The sequence below is a fragment of the Pseudarthrobacter sp. NPDC058329 genome (genome assembly GCF_042879835.1).
GTDB lineage: Bacteria > Actinomycetota > Actinomycetes > Actinomycetales > Micrococcaceae > Arthrobacter.
Genome location: NZ_JBHVZR010000005.1, coordinates 129,055 through 146,039, shown reverse-complemented (window position 1 = coordinate 146,039; position 16,985 = coordinate 129,055). Strand labels below are relative to the sequence as shown.

12 protein-coding genes are annotated in these 16,985 nt (G+C 61.4%); 7 read left to right on the top strand and 5 right to left on the bottom strand.

Annotated elements, in window-relative coordinates; all coding sequences use genetic code 11:
* Position 1 precedes the first annotated feature (1 nt).
* Positions 2-1,300, top strand: a complete 1,299-nt coding sequence (locus ACFVYC_RS09450) for a Y-family DNA polymerase (RefSeq protein ID WP_387549276.1) — start codon at positions 2-4, stop codon at positions 1,298-1,300.
* A 38-nt stretch (positions 1,301-1,338) separates the two neighbouring features.
* Positions 1,339-1,656 (top strand): hypothetical protein, encoded by a 318-nt coding sequence (locus tag ACFVYC_RS09445; protein ID WP_387549274.1) that lies wholly within the window; start codon positions 1,339-1,341, stop codon positions 1,654-1,656.
* A 117-nt stretch (positions 1,657-1,773) separates the two neighbouring features.
* Here the strand turns inward: ACFVYC_RS09445 and ACFVYC_RS09440 are convergent, their stop codons facing one another.
* Positions 1,774-2,844, bottom strand: coding sequence for a hypothetical protein (locus tag ACFVYC_RS09440; protein WP_387549272.1), 1,071 nt, complete (start codon positions 2,842-2,844; stop codon positions 1,774-1,776).
* Between the two features lie 673 nt (positions 2,845-3,517).
* On the opposite strand from ACFVYC_RS09440, the gene ACFVYC_RS09435 reads away from it, so the two are divergent.
* The 3 genes from ACFVYC_RS09435 to ACFVYC_RS09425 all read left to right on the top strand — a co-directional run bounded on the left by ACFVYC_RS09435 (position 3,518) and on the right by ACFVYC_RS09425 (position 6,977).
* On the top strand, positions 3,518-4,045 hold the full coding sequence (locus tag ACFVYC_RS09435) for a PadR family transcriptional regulator (protein ID WP_387549270.1): 528 nt from the start codon (positions 3,518-3,520) through the stop codon (positions 4,043-4,045).
* Positions 4,042-4,755: an ABC transporter ATP-binding protein gene (locus ACFVYC_RS09430; RefSeq protein WP_387549268.1), complete on the top strand. Its 714-nt coding sequence runs from the start codon at positions 4,042-4,044 to the stop codon at positions 4,753-4,755. Before ACFVYC_RS09435 ends, ACFVYC_RS09430 begins: the two co-directional genes overlap by 4 nt.
* A 257-nt stretch (positions 4,756-5,012) precedes the next feature.
* Positions 5,013-6,977: an FtsX-like permease family protein gene (locus tag ACFVYC_RS09425; protein ID WP_387549266.1), complete on the top strand. Its 1,965-nt coding sequence runs from the start codon at positions 5,013-5,015 to the stop codon at positions 6,975-6,977.
* 16 nt (positions 6,978-6,993) lie between these two features.
* Here the strand turns inward: ACFVYC_RS09425 and ACFVYC_RS09420 are convergent, their stop codons facing one another.
* The 3 genes from ACFVYC_RS09420 to ACFVYC_RS09410 form a co-directional block, all read right to left on the bottom strand.
* Complete coding sequence (locus ACFVYC_RS09420) at positions 6,994-7,548, bottom strand: DUF6262 family protein (RefSeq protein WP_387549264.1); 555 nt, start codon at positions 7,546-7,548, stop codon at positions 6,994-6,996.
* A complete protein-coding gene (locus ACFVYC_RS09415) occupies positions 7,545-9,182 on the bottom strand; it encodes a tyrosine-type recombinase/integrase (protein WP_387549262.1) in 1,638 nt (545 codons plus the stop codon). The genes ACFVYC_RS09420 and ACFVYC_RS09415 overlap by 4 nt, the downstream gene beginning before the upstream one ends.
* A 589-nt stretch (positions 9,183-9,771) precedes the next feature.
* Positions 9,772-11,127, bottom strand: coding sequence for a tyrosine-type recombinase/integrase (locus ACFVYC_RS09410; protein WP_387549261.1), 1,356 nt, complete (start codon positions 11,125-11,127; stop codon positions 9,772-9,774).
* A gap of 46 nt (positions 11,128-11,173) precedes the next feature.
* Here ACFVYC_RS09410 and ACFVYC_RS09405 point away from each other — a divergent pair, with 46 nt between their 5' ends.
* Complete coding sequence (locus tag ACFVYC_RS09405; RefSeq protein WP_387549259.1) at positions 11,174-12,118, top strand: ATP-dependent DNA ligase; 945 nt, start codon at positions 11,174-11,176, stop codon at positions 12,116-12,118.
* A 929-nt stretch (positions 12,119-13,047) separates the two neighbouring features.
* Here the strand turns inward: ACFVYC_RS09405 and ACFVYC_RS09400 are convergent.
* A complete protein-coding gene (locus tag ACFVYC_RS09400; RefSeq protein ID WP_387549257.1) occupies positions 13,048-13,764 on the bottom strand; it encodes an SOS response-associated peptidase in 717 nt (238 codons plus the stop codon).
* A gap of 123 nt (positions 13,765-13,887) precedes the next feature.
* On the opposite strand from ACFVYC_RS09400, the gene ACFVYC_RS09395 reads away from it, so the two are divergent.
* Entirely contained in the window at positions 13,888-16,977 is a 3,090-nt protein-coding gene (locus ACFVYC_RS09395) for an N-6 DNA methylase (RefSeq protein ID WP_387549255.1), read from the top strand.
* Positions 16,978-16,985: the final 8 nt, after the last annotated feature.

Here is a 16,985-nt window from a genome sequence, read left to right as displayed (position 1 = left end):
GATGTCTAAGCCGGCGTTGATGCGGCACATGCCACAGATTGCGCACGTGGACGTGAACTGTTTCTACGCCTCCGCGGAGCGGGCGTTCAACCCTTCTCTGGAAGGCAAGCCCGTGATCGTGCTGTCCAACAACGACGGCTGCGCTGTCACCCGCTCCCCCGAGGCCAAGGCCCTGGGGATCGCCATGGGTGAGCCGTGGTTCAAGCTCGCCCCCAGGGCGAAGGAATGGGGCCTGGTCGCGCTCTCCAGCAATTACGAGCTGTACGGGGACATCAGCGTCCGGGTAATGGAGTTGCTGGGCCGATACTCGGCCTGGCTGGAGGTCTACAGCATCGACGAAGCCTTCCTCGGCGTCAAAGGCACCCCCGCGGAGCTTTTGGCGATGGGCCGGTCGATGAAAGCCGCGGTCCGGCGGAACGTCGGCGTGCCGGTCTGTGTCGGGATCGCGCCGACGAAGACGCTGGCGAAGCTGGCCAACAAGTGGGCGAAGAACAACAAGGCCTTCGGCGGGGTGTGCCACTGGGACTCCATCCCCGCCCCGGAGCGGGAGGCATTGCTAAGCCGGCTGTCCGTCGAGGAAGTGTGGGGCATCGCCGGACGGTTGACCAGGCGGCTGAACGTGATGGGCATCTTCACCATCGCCGATCTGGTCCGGGCCGACCCGGTCGCGATCCGGAACAAGTTCTCGGTCGTGATGATGCGCACCGTCCTGGAACTGCAGGGAACCCCCTGCATCCCCATGGAAGAAGAGCGCATAGGGCGGGACCAGCTGATCTTCTCCCGCTCGTTCGCCAAACCCATCACCACCGCCGCGGGAATCCGGCAGGTGATGAGCGTCTACGGGCAGCAGGCTTCGGCGCGGCTGGCCAAACACGAGCTGCAAGCCAAAGTTCTCACCGCGTTCGCCGGCACCTCCCACTTCAACCCCAAAGACACCTCCTACCCCTCCGTGTGTGTGCCGTTGCCGATGCCCACCGCGGACCCGGTGATCCTGACCAAAGCCGGCCACGCCCTCCTGCCCCGGATTGTCGAAGGCGTCCGGTACGCCCGGGCCGGGATCATGGTCACCGACCTGCGCCCTACCGGCAACCAGGCACCCCTGTCACTGTTCGAAAACCCCCACGAGGAACGACATATCGGAAGCCTGCTGGAGGACGTCACGCGCCGGTACGGGCGGGGCTCCATTGGCCTGGGCCACGGCGGGATCCGGGGCGGCCCGGACTGGACCATGAAACGGGACATGCTCTCCCCCAGATACACCACCCACTGGGACGAACTCCCCCTCGTCAAAGCCGCCTAACCGTCACACCCCAGCACCACCAGAAAGAATCACCTGCGATGACCGTCACCACTGAAGCCCCCACCCTCAACACCCCCGTGGACGTCCGGTTCACCAAGGCCGGCACTCCCCTGGCCGTTCGCTACGACGGACGTATCTGGGCCGTCACCGAAGAACCTGTCCACTGGTTCACCAGGGACTCATGGTGGGAGACCCGCCGAAGCGTCCCCGTAGGCGTCGGGAACGTCGTTGACATCGAACACTGGCGTGTTCAGGTTCGCCTGGGCGGGTCAGACTCGCCACTGCGGACCTTTGAACTGCGCCGCGAACCCCTCTCGGAGCAGTGGCTGCTGGAGTCCATCAATGACGGCTCCTAAAGGCCTGCTCCCGTCCTCCAGGACAGCCGCGCACCGTTGCGGCGGGCCTTGGACGGCTTGGGCCAAGCGGTAGGCGCCAGCTAGGTTCTCTGGCGGACACTCCCTCGTGGTGGCCGCCTATTGCTCTTCCTGGGTTCGTGGCCGGCGTTCCTTGGTCTTCGCCTCGCGGGTTTGGCTCAGTTCAGCGCGCAGCTGGTCGATTTGGCGGCTGTAGGTCTCGTGAAGGTCCTTGACGCGTTGTTCACCATGGGCGCGTTCACGCTCGACGTCGGCTTTGGCGGCCTCACGCTCCGCCGTCAGGGTCGCCACGGTGCTGCGCATATCGGCTGCAGCTTCGCGGGTGGCCTCAAGGTCGGCGCGGACTTCCGCCAGCTGACGCCGGGCCTCTTCGGCTGCAGATTCCTCGCGGTCAGCTCGTGCCCGCTCCGCCTCGGTGCGGCTCTCGGCCATTCCGGTACGTTGCTCTGCCTCGATCCGGGCCCGTTCCTCTGTCGCGGCCCGTTCCGCGGCTGCCTCACGTGCCTGTTCAGCCAAAGTCAGTTGCCCACGGAGTGCTTCAAGGTCGGCCCGCAGCCCGGCATTCTCGGCTTGCGCCAGTTCCCGATCGTTGGCGGCCGAGGCATTGGCCTGCGCGAGTTCATCGGTGAGTTGCTGAACCTGGGACAGGGCGGCGTCCAGGTCCTGCTGGCGGCCTGACAGCTCCTGGGCGAGGTCCTCGCTCGTTCGCGTTGCTTCTTCAGCTGCCGCGTCGGCTTCGGCTTTCTCTGCCTCGGCCCGCCGCTGAGCCTGCTCAGCACGGGTAGCTCTCGCGTTCGCGGCCGCAACCCGCTCGGCGGCTTCGCTGGCTACTGACTCAATCTGAGCTTCTGCCGCCTCGGGATCCCCCACGGTGCGAAGTTCCTCAAGAAGTGTCGCGAGCTGCTCGCCCAGGTGCTCGATCATCCCGCTGACCTGGCCCGTGATCTCACTGGCACGCTGACGCGCAGAGTCGACAGGGCGAGCCTCTGCGCCCCGCGAAGCGTCCCCGTTGGGGCGCTGCCGTGCACGCCAGGCCGAGGCGCGGTTATGCGCGGGGTCGTCACAGTATTCGGGCGGCCGGCCTGTGCCGGCCTCGGCTGCCATGGCGGGCCGCGGGCAGCCCGGGTAGCGGCAAGTGCGTGCGTCCACTTCAACAATGCTGTCGCTCATAGCGTCATCATACCGTCTTTCGTTCTTTCGTGAAAGACGTAACGAAAATACATAACGTAACTAAATAGGGAACACGTTTTCACGCATACGTGGGGCTCGATAGGCCCCGCGCCCCCGGCGCGTAGCGTGGAGGCATGGGACGCGCCCGCGACGAAGGCACTGGAAGGGCCTCGATGACGGCTAACAGGTCACTGTCTGGAGCCGGCCTGGTGCCTCCGGTAACAGTGGCCTTGGCCCGGGCTGTCACAAAGATGCCGCGGGTCGAGGCCATCGCCGGGACTTTGCTCTATGAACCCAAGTGGGACGGCTATAGGGCCGTCGGCATCCGTGACGATAACGGCGCCACGTTGTGGTCCCGGCAGCAGAAGGAACTGACGGGGTATTCTGTCGGCCTACGGCATGGCTGCGCGGATCTTTGTGCTGGTGAGAAGGCGGTTACCAATCTGCGACAGGTGTAGTACACGTGCTGCACTGGGCGTAATTGGCGGTGCGCTGCTGGCGTCTCCTGCTTCCTTCTTGGTCGACTGAGCGGCAATGCCCGGGGACAGCGGCTAAATCTTTGTTTCGCAACGTCTAAGACGAGACCCCCGTTTCCCAGTGAACGTCTCCTCCGAATATCAGCCCGTCGAGAAGCGTTGGCGCCTGACTATAAACTCAGTGTATAGATTGAGGCGTGAATAATTCCCTTACTCTGCTGGGCCTGTTAAGCCGCGAGGCAAGCTACGGCTACGACCTCAAGCACTCGTATGACCGCTACTTCGGTGCCGGGAAGGCCCTGGCTTTTGGCCAGGTGTATTCCACGCTTGCCCGTATGGTTCGTGACGAGTTGATTCGGGCTTTGGGTGAGGAAACCGGTGCCGGTCCTGACCGCAAGAAATACGAAATCACCTCGGCTGGCCAGGGCAGGGTCCGCGAGTGGTTGTTCACCCCCGACGTTCCCTCGGAGTCCTTGCAGAGCAATCTCTTTGCTAAGACCGTGATCGCGTTGTTGCTGGATGACGATGCGAACCGGCTGCTTGATCTGCAGCGCATGCAGCACATGGCTCGAATGCGTGAACTGACCCGGCTGAAGCAGGAAGCCGATCTGCTTCTGGTACTGCAGTGCGACCACGGCCTGTTCCACATCGAAGCCGACCTGCGCTGGATCGACCTCACCAGTGCCCGCCTGAACCAACTGAAGAAGGAGCTCCAGAGCGCATGAAGACCACCGAGAACGCAGCGCCTATTCTTGAAGCGCGCGGCCTGCGGCACTCTTTCGGGCCAACCGATGCACTCCGCGGGATTGACCTTGACGTTCATGCCGGCGAGGTACTTGCCGTGATGGGCCCGTCCGGATCTGGCAAGTCCACGCTGCTGCACTGTTTGGCTGGGGTGCTGGTCCCGGACCAAGGTTCGGTGGACTACAGCCCGGCAGGCCGCACTAGGACTTCGATCAACACCCTTGCGGAACCGAAACGGGCACGCCTGCGCCTGACTGACTTCGGGTTTGTCTTCCAGTTCGGCCAGCTGCTGCCGGAGCTCTCGGCAGCCGATAACGTCAGCATCCCTCTGCTCCTATCCGGAACCAGGCGCCAGGATGCAGTACGCCGGTCCAACGAAATGCTGGAACGCCTCGGCCTGAACGGGCTGGGCGCCAAGTTGCCAGGTGAATTATCCGGAGGGCAGGCCCAGCGCGTCGCCGTTGCCCGGGCGATGGTGACGTCCCCTGCCGTGTTGTTCGCCGATGAGCCGACAGGTTCACTGGACTCCCTCGCCTCGGAGAATGTGCTGACGCTGATGCTTGAGCTTGTCCGGGAAGCGGGCACCACGGTTGTGATGATCACCCACGACGCCCGCACCGCCGCGTATGCGGACAGGGAAGTCATCGTCCGGGACGGCGTCATTGCCGCCGGCTACCGGGTACCGGCGTGAACCCGGGCCTGCTCAAGCTGGCAGTCATTGGCAGCCGCTCAGCTTACGGCCGACTTGCCGGAATCGCGGGAGGGGTCGCTGTCGGAGTATGCCTGCTATTGCTGCTGTGGGGCGGCTCCAACGGCCTGACAGCACGGGATGACCGCGGGGCATGGCTGCGCGAAACCGGGAGGCCGTCAGTAGGCGTTTCTCAGACGGATGATCCGACCGCTTCAGGCCTAGCGACGCCTGTGCCGCTGACCGCCGACACAGCTTTGATGGAAGCCAACGTGGTGGAGGTCTTCCGCGACCAGCTGATCAACCGCCGGGACGTCGCCGCACTGCCCTCCACGACGGTCAAGATCCCGGGAATCGGTGCACCTCCGGCGCCTGGCCTCTACTACGCATCTCCTGCGCTGCAGCGTTTGATCGAGTCAACGCCCGGCGACGAGCTGGGAAACCGCTTCGGAACGTTTGCCGGCACAATTGACGATGCTGCCTTACCCGGACCTGACTCTCTGGTCGTCGTTACAGGGGCAACGGAGACAGAACTTCGCCAGAACGGCAGGGCCTTCCTGGTCTCAGACTTCACGACCAACCCGTACGGGGGCAGCGCGGCCGCCTACAGGACCGTGCTGTCCATTGGAGCCATCGCACTGTTCTTCCCAGTGCTGCTGCTCATCAGCATCGTCACCAGCCTCGGAGCCGCGCAGCGTCGGGAGCGCTTCGCGACCCTTCGCCTCATCGGGGCCTCTCCTCAGGTGGTTTCCCGGATTGCCGCCGTGGAAACGGCGATCCCGAGTCTGCTAGGAGCAGTGGCGGGTATCGTGCTGGCCACCAGTCTGAGGCCGGCTGCCGCGCAGATACCGGTCAACGGCAGCAGGTTGTTCGCCGCCGACCTAACGATTGGGTGGGCTGCAACCACAGCCGTCGTCGCCGTGATGGTTGCAGCCACCGCGCTCGTCGCGGCTCGCCGCACCGCCGCCGCAGGCGTTGGGCCTTTGGGCGTCACGCGTGCCGTACGCGAGAAGACGCCCACCGCCAGGCGGTGCGTTCCACTTTTGACTGGACTTGCCGCCATGATCACGCCGGTACTGATGGTCCGCGTCTTCGAAGTGCGGCTCCCGTGGCTGGAATCACCGCTGCTTATCCTCGGCTTCTTGCTGATCCTCGTAGGACTCGTCGTCATCGGACCCTGGCTGACACACCTGGTGAGCCGGGTGGGGCTCCGTCACGCCAACAGCGCGGCGGGAGTGATCGCTGCCAGCCGGATCCATAAGACCCCGATGGCGACCTTCCGCTCCGTTTCAGGGCTTGTAATCGCCGTCTTCGTCGTCTCAGTCTTCGCCGGAGCATCCAGCGTTTTCAAAGAGGCAGAAGCACCCACGGCCCAACCCGGCATGCTCCAAACCACCAGCCTGTATGCCACCCTGACCGCCGGAACCACCCCGGAACAGGCAGCAGAGACTGCACTCCAAGCCCGGGAACTGTTCGGAATCCAGAACGCCACCATCGGCTACGGTCCAGCAGTCCTCTCCGCCAGGGACGCCGGCCCCGATCTCTACCTTCGCTCTGCCGACGCCTCCACCCTCGGATTCGAGGACGTGCCCACCACCGAAACCGTCACGGTGAGCACCTCCTTTCTCGGCTCAATGCAGCCCCTCCCATTGGACCCGGCCCCGGCCGCCGACCTGGACGAGTTCGTGCCGGTAGTGATCGTGCTCGGAACTGACGGGACACCCGAGGCTATGGACCGGGCTCGCACACTCTTGAACACCTCCGGCATCGCGGCCATCCCGGCCACCTCACCGTCGGACCTTAGGCTGCAGTCCACCGTGCGCCTGATTCAGGGGCTTGCCGTGCTTGCGTATCTCGGCATGTTTGTTGCGATTGCCATCGCCGGACTATCGCTGGCCGTCGCCACCGCCTCCGCGATGCTGGACCGGAAGAGGGTTCTGGGCCTGATGCGACTGATGGGGATGCCAGTATCGGTCCTTCGAAAGATCATCACCAGGGAAGCGGCCGTACCACTCCTGGCGGTAGTGCTGCTGTCCGTAGGACTGGGATTCCTCGTATCCTGGCTGATGGTGACGTTCATCGACGACACCTACCAGCTGACCTGGCCCGCCGCAGATTACTTCGTTGCCCTGGGCCTGAGCCTGCTGTTGGCCCTTGGAGCGGTGATCACACCAGTTAGCCTCCTCCGAGCGAATACCGCCATGACGGCCACCCGCTTCGAATGAAGCCAACGGACCGTGCTCAATACCGCGGCGGTCCTGCGAATTCGTTTCCCGCCGTCTTGTTTAGTTGACTCATGAGTTGGCGGTTGGCTTCCCGGGCAGCTCCTAGTTCTTCCTCTTGATCCTGCAGCTTGGCCTGTAATTCGTGGACCTCGTTTTGCAGTGTCTGATTTTGTTCCTGGAGGGCGGCGTGATCATGGGGTGCGCCGAGTCCGGTTCGGGAGTAGGCCTGTTCGCCGAGGAGTTCTGAGAGCCGGGCCTCGAGGTCGGCGATGTGCTGCGTTTGGCGGCGGATGGTGGCATGCAGGTTCAGGTTGTCGGCTTCGAGGCTTTGGCGCGTGGTTGCCGTGGCGGTCGATGGTTCGTCGGCGGCGGCGTAAACCTTAGCGCGAAGGTCCAGATGGCGGTGGATGAAGGAGCGGTGCACTTTAGCGCGGGCTGCGACCGCGGAAATGGTGATCTCGTAGCCTTCTGTTTGCATGGCCTCCAGCGCCTGGGCTACGCGGACGCGGCGGGCATTGACGTCGCTTCGTCGGGCGATGGTCAACGGGCTAGCGACGGTTTCAGGCATCATGATTCCCTGTCCTTCAGGCCTATTGTCGGCATGCCCAGCGAGACTGTCTGCCGGGCGCTGCGAATCACAGCGATCGCTTCCTGAATCTGTTGCTGGTCAGCAGGGCTCAATTTGTCGAGGTCATCCTCGACTCGGCGGATCAATCCACGCAGCTGGTTGATTTCCTCATCACTTGGTGCCGTTTTGGCGCGGACCCATTCCTGGACGTCGGTCGCGGCGAGAATGCGTTCGCGGTCGGCGAGGAGCTGCTGGAGGTAGGACTTTAGTTCAGGCAGGTAGGAGGCGTCGCTGCGGAAGTGGCCGCAGCCGATGCAGCTGTATTTGTAGGGGCAGGCGTGGCCCCCGGCTTTGACGTTTGAGGGCTCGGTGCATACGCCGAACGGCACAGCGATCTGGCCCACGCGCAGCCGGGCGTGTTCTTCGGCGACGAGCCCGGCGATGTCGGCGAAGACACGGCGGCCCTGGCTGTCGAATTGGTGCTGGGCGACTTGATTCACTGCTTGGCGGACGCGCTTTTCAGTGACGCGGTAGTAGCCCATCGTCGTTTCCATGGAGACATGGCCCATGAGGTCGCGCAGCACGTCGGGAGGTGTGCCGTTGTCGGCGTGGCGTTGGGCGTAGCTGTGCCGGTAGGAGTACGGCACAGCGACTGAGGCGGGAAAGGGCTGGCCAGCGTCGTCGACAAGCTTCTCGGCAATAGAGTCGATGAATTCTCTGTGGGCTTTGCTCATGTGCGGAACCCCGATGTGGAAGGTCCCATAAGGGTTCATCTGGTTTCGCGGGAACAGGGCCAGCTGGTCCAGGGGTGTGTTGGGGAAGCGCTGATGGACGTTTTCGCGGTGTTCTCGGATGAGGTCGGCAGTTTGGATGCTGATCGGGAGGCGGCGGTTTGGTCGGTTGTTCTTGCTGTCGGTGTAGATCAGCACTTGATGGCCGTCCGCTGTGGTGTCCAGGCAGTCCCAAGGGAGCTGGCATGCTTCCTCGGGGCGTCTGCCGGTGTCGATCAGCACTTCGACGATACGGCGTACGTCCAGTCCTGCGCGTGCTTCCAGCTCGGCCAGGTGGGCATTGATGGTCCGTTGCACTGGGACGGGTAGATCACGACCCGGTCCCGGGTCTTCTGGCGGTCTGGGGACGTCACTGTGTCGCAGCCGGAAGTCGTCCGGGAGACCGGCTAAGGGCTGTGCCGGGCGGGTGAGGCCGAAGGAGCGGACGTCATCGAGGAAGCGACGCACGCGCGTGCTGATGACGTAACGCTTTTTGGTGGTGATCTGGCCACTGCGTTCGAGGTATGCCAGACGGTTGGTGAAACGGACAATGTCGGCGCGGTCCAGGTCGCTGAGCACGAGGCCATGGTCCGGGCGGCCGTGCTTCAGGCTCCAAGAGAGGTAGCGGATGGCCAGGACGGTCTGTTTGGAGGTGGCTGTGGCTTGTCGGCCGCGGTGCAAAGGAAGATCCTCCGACACCCAGTGCTTTGCGGCCTCTCGGAGCCATGGCTGGGACAGGATTTCGAAGTTGATCTGCCCCTTGCCGCCGAATATCGCCAAGTCCCAGCGATCGCGTTGTTGCTCTCGTTCGGGAGACGTCAGGCTCCGTTGCACGGCGAGTGTCAGGGCCCGAATCAGGGCGGCCATGTGCCTGGACTCGCTGCATATTGGGTGATCGAGGAGATCGAAAATACTAGACACTTGGAGCTGACGGGCATGGCGTACCAGGGCACGCAACTGAGTCATGGAGGTCTTGGTGTGGTCATCGATCCTCCATTGCAGCCCAGCGAGGATTTCCGTGATCACCTGCTCGGGTAGGCCCTTCAGCACCACCACGCGGCCGCTGTCGGCAGGCGGTTCCTGCGATCGTGCCCATTCCGCCAGATGTGGAGGCGGATCTGAGCGCCGGGCTCGGCTCCACCGCAGGGCGTGCGGGTGGCAAAGCCGGTTCGGCACGCCCGCGGCGCGGGAGCACGAGGGCACCCGGCATGGCCCAAAGGTCGACAAGGGAACCGGCCGGGCGGCCTGCAGCCGGTCCTCAACGGTTAATGACGAGTCCTGCTTGAAGCGGAAATTGTGCGCCAAACATAATCCAGTGCGCTGATTTGTCGGGCGAGGGCAGCCAGTGACGAGGCAGAACCTTTCCCCGCGTACCGGGCGTCCGCTCGTCGTTCTCAAGAACGCTTCGATCGGTAAGCAGCCGCTACGGAATTCACGGCCACAGGCCGGGCATAAATCATGGCCAGGACTGGGGACACTGGTGCTGCAGTCCTGGCGTGAACACTGCCGGATGCCGAGCAAAGGATGGTCCCTCGGGGGCGCCAGGATTTGCTCGTCGGCCTTCCAGCCAGCCGCTGCCAGAAAGTCCCGTCGCAGAGCGGCATGCAGCGCATCCAACTCGTTGTTCGGCGCCACTGCTTCGACGCGGAAACGGCTGCCGCTGCTCATGTAGCTCACGGCTCTCTCCGTCCTTTCGGGGTGCGGGGACCCGGTCGACGACTGCCCGGAGCCGCTCAGGTGAAGGGTGCAGGTAGACCTCGCTGGACGAGATCCAGGCATGGCCGAGGAGTTCTTTGAGCACGTCGGCGGTGCCGCCATGCTTGGCAATATTGGTGGCGAAGCTGTGGCGCAGCATATGCGGATGAACCGGTCGGCTCAGGTGGGCGCGAGACGATAGCCGGGCCAGGAGCTCGTTGATTCCGCCCGGCCGCATCGGGGTCCCCATCGGATTGGCGAAGAGGTTCACCAGCAGGAAATCCGATCGTCCGCCGGGGTCGATGCGGTCCCGCTCGGCGATGTACTGGTCATAGGCCTGAACGGTCAGCCAGTCAGCCGGGACGACACGCGGACGGCGGGACTTTGCCCACGCACCGTTCGGATTCATTCTTCGCACCACATGCAGGTGGGTGCCCCGGAAACCGCAACCGAGCCTGGACGCCTCCGGAACGAAGTGGACGTCTGAGCGGCGCAACCCGGTCAGCTCTCCTCGGCGCAATCCCATCCGCCACATGGCAATGACAATGAACCGGTCACGGGCGCTACGTGCCGCTCCGAGCAGCCCCATAACGTCCTCTCCTTCCGCATTCACAACCGGAGAGTGCGGCTCGGACAACCTATGCCGGGCTCTTGTACGGGGAGCATGGGCACCGTGTCCGGCCACGTTCACCGCATAACTATCGAAGGAGTCGTAAACCACCCCCAACACCTGCGGATCCAGCTGACCCACGGCTGCTGCGTGCCGGAAGAAGCTACGAACCGCAGCCAGGATCGCGTTGACCCGCCGCGGCCCACGCACAACTTCGGTGCGACCAGGAATCATCTGTTCCGGACGATAGTGCTGCAGCCAGTAGACAAAGCGACCTAAATATGGGCCGCTCTCCCGCCACGGTTTACGAATAGAAGCAGCCCAGTCAAAAAACAATGCCAGCGACGCGGCATAGGACTGACTGGTGGACTCGGCACCATCCCGCCCGAGCCGATGATGCAGCAGGAAGTCATCCGCCTCCACCACCACCCGGTACGCGGGATCGAGCACGGTCCAGTAGCGCAACTCCGAAGGCATTATCACTTGGAAGGACCTGAACGTTGCCACGCGAAAATCAGCCCCTGCACCTCATCACGAGGATGATGCTCATGCCATGGATAGTAGAACTTGCGACGTGGAGGACGTGCCCGACACACTGACAGTTGCTGTCTCGGGCACATACGGCAGTACAGAATTGCAACGTCCACGACAGCCGGGTTGGACCCAACAGAAGGGGTACTTCCCGGAACTCGTCGCTGCGATCGCCGCGACCGTGCCACCGGGATGCGTGATCGACGGCGAAGCGGTGATCTGGAGCCAGGGCCGGCTGAACTTCACCGCCCTGCAACAGCGCCTGAGTGCTGGGCCAAAGACTCTTTCTGGGCTGGTTGCTGCAACGCCGGCCAGCTACGCAGCGTTCGACGTCCTGTCCGTCGCCGGGCATGACGCCAGGAACCTGCCGCTGAGCAACCGCCGGGCGCTCCTGGAAGAACTTGCCCGCAGCTGGGAACCGCCTCTCTCCCTCTCCCCCGCCACCACCGACCGCGGCGTAGCCGAACAGTGGCTCGAGAACCTGCCACCCACAGGGATTGAAGGGCTGGTCATCAAAGATCTGAACCAGCCCTACACGCCGGGTGCCCGCTCATGGCTGAAGCTCAAACACAGAGAAACCGTAGAAATCATCTGCGGCGCAGTGATTGGGCCGATAACGCAACCCTCTCAAGTGGTTGCCGGCCTCGTCCTGGATGGGAAGCTGCGGATCGTGGGCCGCTCCACGCCACTGAAGGCGAGGGAAAGCCGGGAACTGGCGCGATGGCTTCACCCGCCTGTGGGCGAGCATCCCTGGCCAACCAGCGTGAAAGGTACGGCCCTAGACAGGTTCAACCGGGACAAGGAACCTGTGGCGCTGACGCTCGTGGAACCCGTGGTTGTAGAGGTCTCCGCAGACACCGCATGGTCAGGAAGATCCTTCCGGCACGCACTTAAACTACTCAGGGCCAGGCCGGAGCTAGCCCCAGCTGACGTCGTCCTGCCCGACAGGCTCCATGCCGAAATTTAGTCACTCTTACCAAAACTCCCTCGGGGCATGGTGTTGTTTGTTCTGCGACCAGTAGCCGCAATCCGTGGACAAATGCCAGAACACTGCCTCACATATCGAGCGGGCCAGGCTGTGCAGCCCCCATCGAATCAAGGCAGAAGTGCAGCGTATTTGCGGCTTCATTATCCCCACTCGTCCATAGCAACAACGGGAAAATGTGGGTGTGGATAACCCATACGGTAACTTCGTAAGTGAGGACAAGGAGGCTAGGGAAAGAAGCAGTCGGGATGGGAGTTCACAGCGGCAGCGCCGGGCGTGAAATTGTCCATCATGGCAACTAGGCTTTAAACCGTCGCCAAATTGGCAGCTGATTCTTAAACAGCTGAAGCCCGCTGGAACGGGCTTCAGCTAATTGGTATCAGTCGGACTGAACCGGTTGGGTGTATAGCACTACACACCCCTAGGTTATGCCCTTTGCCGTACCCATGGCCAGTTGGATGTCCAGTTGGATGTCCAGTTGGATCCAGTTAAGTGGGGGCGGAGAGGGTATATCCCGGTTCCTTATTTCGGAAAGGAGCCGCATAATGACGAAGCGTCAGCCCCCGTGGGGAATGTTCAGCTTTTTCGTCAATGTCCTGCGTTTGATGATCACCGTGTGGCATGGCGTGTGGCACTGGTTCTTTGACCAGTGATTTTTAGAACTGCCGGAGCCGGGCGACCGGCACCGACAGTTCGACTCCCGTCGCATGCCGCCCTGGTAGATCTGCCCAGCCCCCTTACTGGCTCCAACTATTGCCTATCGATTAGTGCGGATGGCTATGAGGTTTTGGCCTTCTTCCAGAAGCGCGTAGAGGTTTCCCGCGCTTCTTCGAGGTGTCGCCTTCTGCCTCGATGTGTCCGTAGCTGCCGTCCGGGTTGGTGATGGTGCCGGTGAGTAACACCGCATGAGTCTATTTGGCTGCAGGTTCGGCGGATTCGATGAGGTCCGGCCCGTTGTTGCGGACGCTGTTCACCCTGGGGCTGACAATCCGAGGTGTCAGGGTCGGCTCCGGCAGGGAGTCCAGCAGATGCTGGATGTCGTTCTTGTCGGTCAGGTCCGGGTCGAGCCACTCAATGAAGCGGTCCTGCGGGATGATGACCGGGGAACGGTCATGGACGTGGCCCAGGGCGTCCTGGGTGGTTGTAGTGAGCACCGTGCAGCTGAGCAGCCACCTTTCCGGGTCATCCTCCGGCAGCGTCCGGTCAGCCCACCACTCGTACAGCCCGGCGAAACCCAGCAAGGGCTCATTCTCCGAGTACAGGTAGTTCGGGATCTTTATCCCGTCCTCAGTCTTTTGCCACTCGTAATAGCCCTCGGCCGGGACGATTGCACGGCGCTTCACGGCAGCTTTTCGGAAGGACGGCTTCTCCAAAATCGATTCGCTGCGGGCATTGATCAGCTTGGAACCGATCTTGATGTCCTTCGCCCAGGAGGGGACCAGGCCCCAGCGGGCAATGAGCAGATGCCGGTCAATAGTGCCCTCGTCCAGACGTTCAGCAACGATCGGCACACTCTGGGTTGGTGCCACGTTCCAGCTCGGCGGAGGGGGACTTCCCTCAACCTCCTTGGCCTCAAAGTGGCTCAGAAGGTCTCCCGTAGCTTTGGACATGACGTATCTTCCGCACATGCAGCCATTCTGCATGACCAGCTAACCCATGGCTGCTGGCCAGCGGCCAAACGGGTGCGAAATGAACCTGAGCTCTTCAGGGCCCTAAAGTGGTGAAACTGGATTCCTGAAGATGGAGATGCTTTGAGTGAGACCCTGGGTGGACTTTTTTCGCGGATAGCCGACAAGTCGGCGGCTCGCTCGGAGGCCCAACTGCAAGCGGACATCGCCATGTTTCTTCGGTTGGCCCCAATGAATCTATCGGAAGAAGACATTGATCAGATAGTGCTTGAATCCCAGCTTGGGGATGGAACCAGACGGCGTATCGATATAGAAGTTGGCAACTGCATTGTCGAGGTGAAGAAGGACCTATCTAGGGGAACGGTACTCACCGATGCAGAGGATCAGCTGGCCGGGTACCTAGCTACGGCGGATGAAAAAACCGACGTCAAACATGCTGGCGTATTGACTGATGGCAGCCATTGGCGTTTGTACAGGTTCGCTGGCCCCCAGCAGGTCGAGCTAGTCAACACACTTGATGTCAGCCCTTCGGGAGATGTGGATTCCTTGACCGTGTGGCTAGAGACAATCCTTGCTACCAAAGAGCAAATTAAACCAATCCCAGAGGACATCCGTCGCTTCCTTGGCGTCGATTCCAACACCTACAAGCTGGACCACCTCGAGCTTCGCAGGCTATTCGACGAAAACTCCAGCAACAAGGAGTTGGCTCTCAAACGTCATCTCTGGGCACGCCTCCTTAGAACAGCGTTGGGAACAAGCTTTACCGATGACCCGGACCTATTCGTCGACCATTCGCTGCTAGTTCTAGAAGCTTCCATCATCGCCCACGCCGTTCTGGGCGTAGACCTTCGGAACGCCGATCCCGTGGCCGTAGTTGACGGAGCAAACTTCCGCGAAGCGCAGCTGTTCAACGTCATCGAGAATGACTTTTTCGACTGGGTGGTTTCTGTTCCTGGCGGTCGCTCCTTCGTCAGGGAACTAATCCGAAAGATCAGTCGATTTGCCTGGGTCGATGTAGAACATGATGTCCTGAAGGTCCTCTACGAATCCGTGATCACGGCAGGGACTCGCAAGAATCTAGGCGAGTACTACACGCCCGACTGGCTTGCCGCCCGCATCGTCAAGAAGGTTATTACCAGCCCCTTGTCACAGAAGGTTCTCGACCCCAGCTGCGGCTCGGGAACCTTCGTTTTCCACTCCATCAAGCATCATCTAAAAGCCGCCGATGACGCTGGGCTTAACAATGAAGAAGCGCTGAACAGCGTGCAGCAACACGTCTTCGGCATGGACATTCACCCTGTTTCAGTCGTCCTCGCGCGCGTCACTTACCTTCTAGCAATCGGGCTGGAGCGTTTAGGGCAAGACCGCGGATCCCTGACGGTTCCTGTATATCTTGGCGACTCCATGCAGTGGGGTACTACAGCTGACAGCATGAAGGATGAGACGTTCACGGTTCAGGTCGACAGTCCGGATCTGGCGGTTGAAGAGCAGCAGCTGGCCCTGTTCGATACAGGGGAAAAGCTTGCGTTCCCTCTTGCCACGATTACCGATGCCAGCGTCTTCGACCGTCTGGTATCCGACCTAGCGGACCTTGCTCAAACCTACACAGACAAGAAGAAAACGCGCCCCTCTCCTCAGACCATCATGAACTCCTATGGCGTTGTTGATGCCGGCGATCGAGACCTGTTGACGGAGTCATTCAACATACTCTGCGACCTGAACGCGGAGGGCCGAAACCACATTTGGGGCTACTTCGTCAGAAATCAAGTACGCCCCCTATGGTTTTCCTTTCCCGAGCGTCAGGTCGACATCTTGGTAGGAAACCCGCCTTGGGTGGCCTATCGCTTCATGACGGAATCCATGCAGAGCAAGTTTCGAACGTTCAGCGCAAACCGTAATCTTTGGACAGGGCGAAAGGTCGCCACCCAACAAGACCTCGTCGGTCTCTTCATTGCCCGGGTAGTGGAGCAGTTCCTCAGCCCGACCGGGTCCTTCGGTTTTGTGACTCCGAAAGCTGTACTTACCCGGCAGCAGTATGAGGGCTTTCGAACGGGCAAGTGGGCAACAAAGTTACCTTCTACAGCTACCCAAAAAGACGTAACGGTCCGGGTCGAATTCTCTCAACCTTGGGACCTTCAGGCAGTCCGACCGGCAATATTTCCGGTCCCATCTGCGGCGGTTTTCGGCACGAGGTCTGTAGCGCCGAAGGCGATTTCCTCGAAAGTGCAAAAGTTTTCAGGGCTTGTATCTGCCCGTTCGACTTCCGTCGAAGCAATCAACGCCAACCTAGCCGTGGTGGAAGCGGAATTAGACTCTGTCACGTCCGCAGATGTCGCTATCTCTCCTTATGCAAAGGCGGTCTTCCAAGGGGCAAACATCGTTCCGCGCTATCTTTTCTGCGTGACAGAACGGGCTAAGAGCCCCCTTGGGCATGCAAAGGGACTGACGCCTGTGGAATCCTTCCGCACAAATCTGGAGAAGGAGCCATGGAAGCTCCGGCCCTCCTTGTCCGGCAACATTGAGAACGCTTTTCTGCACCCACTGCACCTTGGTTCCACCCTGGCCCACTACAGGCTCCTGGATCCATGGCTAGCGGTGCTACCCATCAGCGACGGAAAACTTCTCGATGAAGGCAAAATTTCGTCACACAAACATCTTGCGGATTGGTGGGCCAAAGCCTCCAGTGAATGGGAGAAGCACAAGGCCGCCGCAACAAAGCTGTCGCTCATGGAACAGGTGGACTACCAGGGGAAGCTCCGGAAGCAACTCGGCAAAGGAAATCACCGAGTCGCATACTCTGCCTCAGGAAATCGGCTAGTAGCTGCTTATGTCGGGGATCCCGACATAGTTATTGAGCATGCCCTCTATTGGCTAGCCGTACCCAGCGAACGAGCCGCTCATTACCTGGCAGCCATGCTAAACAGCCAGAGCGTCCTGGATCTTGTCGGAAAATACCAAGCGCAGGGTCTATTTGGCGCCCGGCATTTCGATAAATATGTCTGGAACCTCCCTATCCCACTCTTCGACGCTCGAATCGAATCACATGCGGAACTGTCCGAACTAGGCCAGAAGGCCGCGGCGGTAGCGGCTACAAGCAAGGTAGAGGGCCGGACCTTTCAGAAAGCACGCGAACAAATCCGTGACGATCTGAAGACTGCCGGCTTATATGACGTCATCGAAGCCACCGTCAAGAAAATCCTCGGCGGAGGCTAGGGTATGAG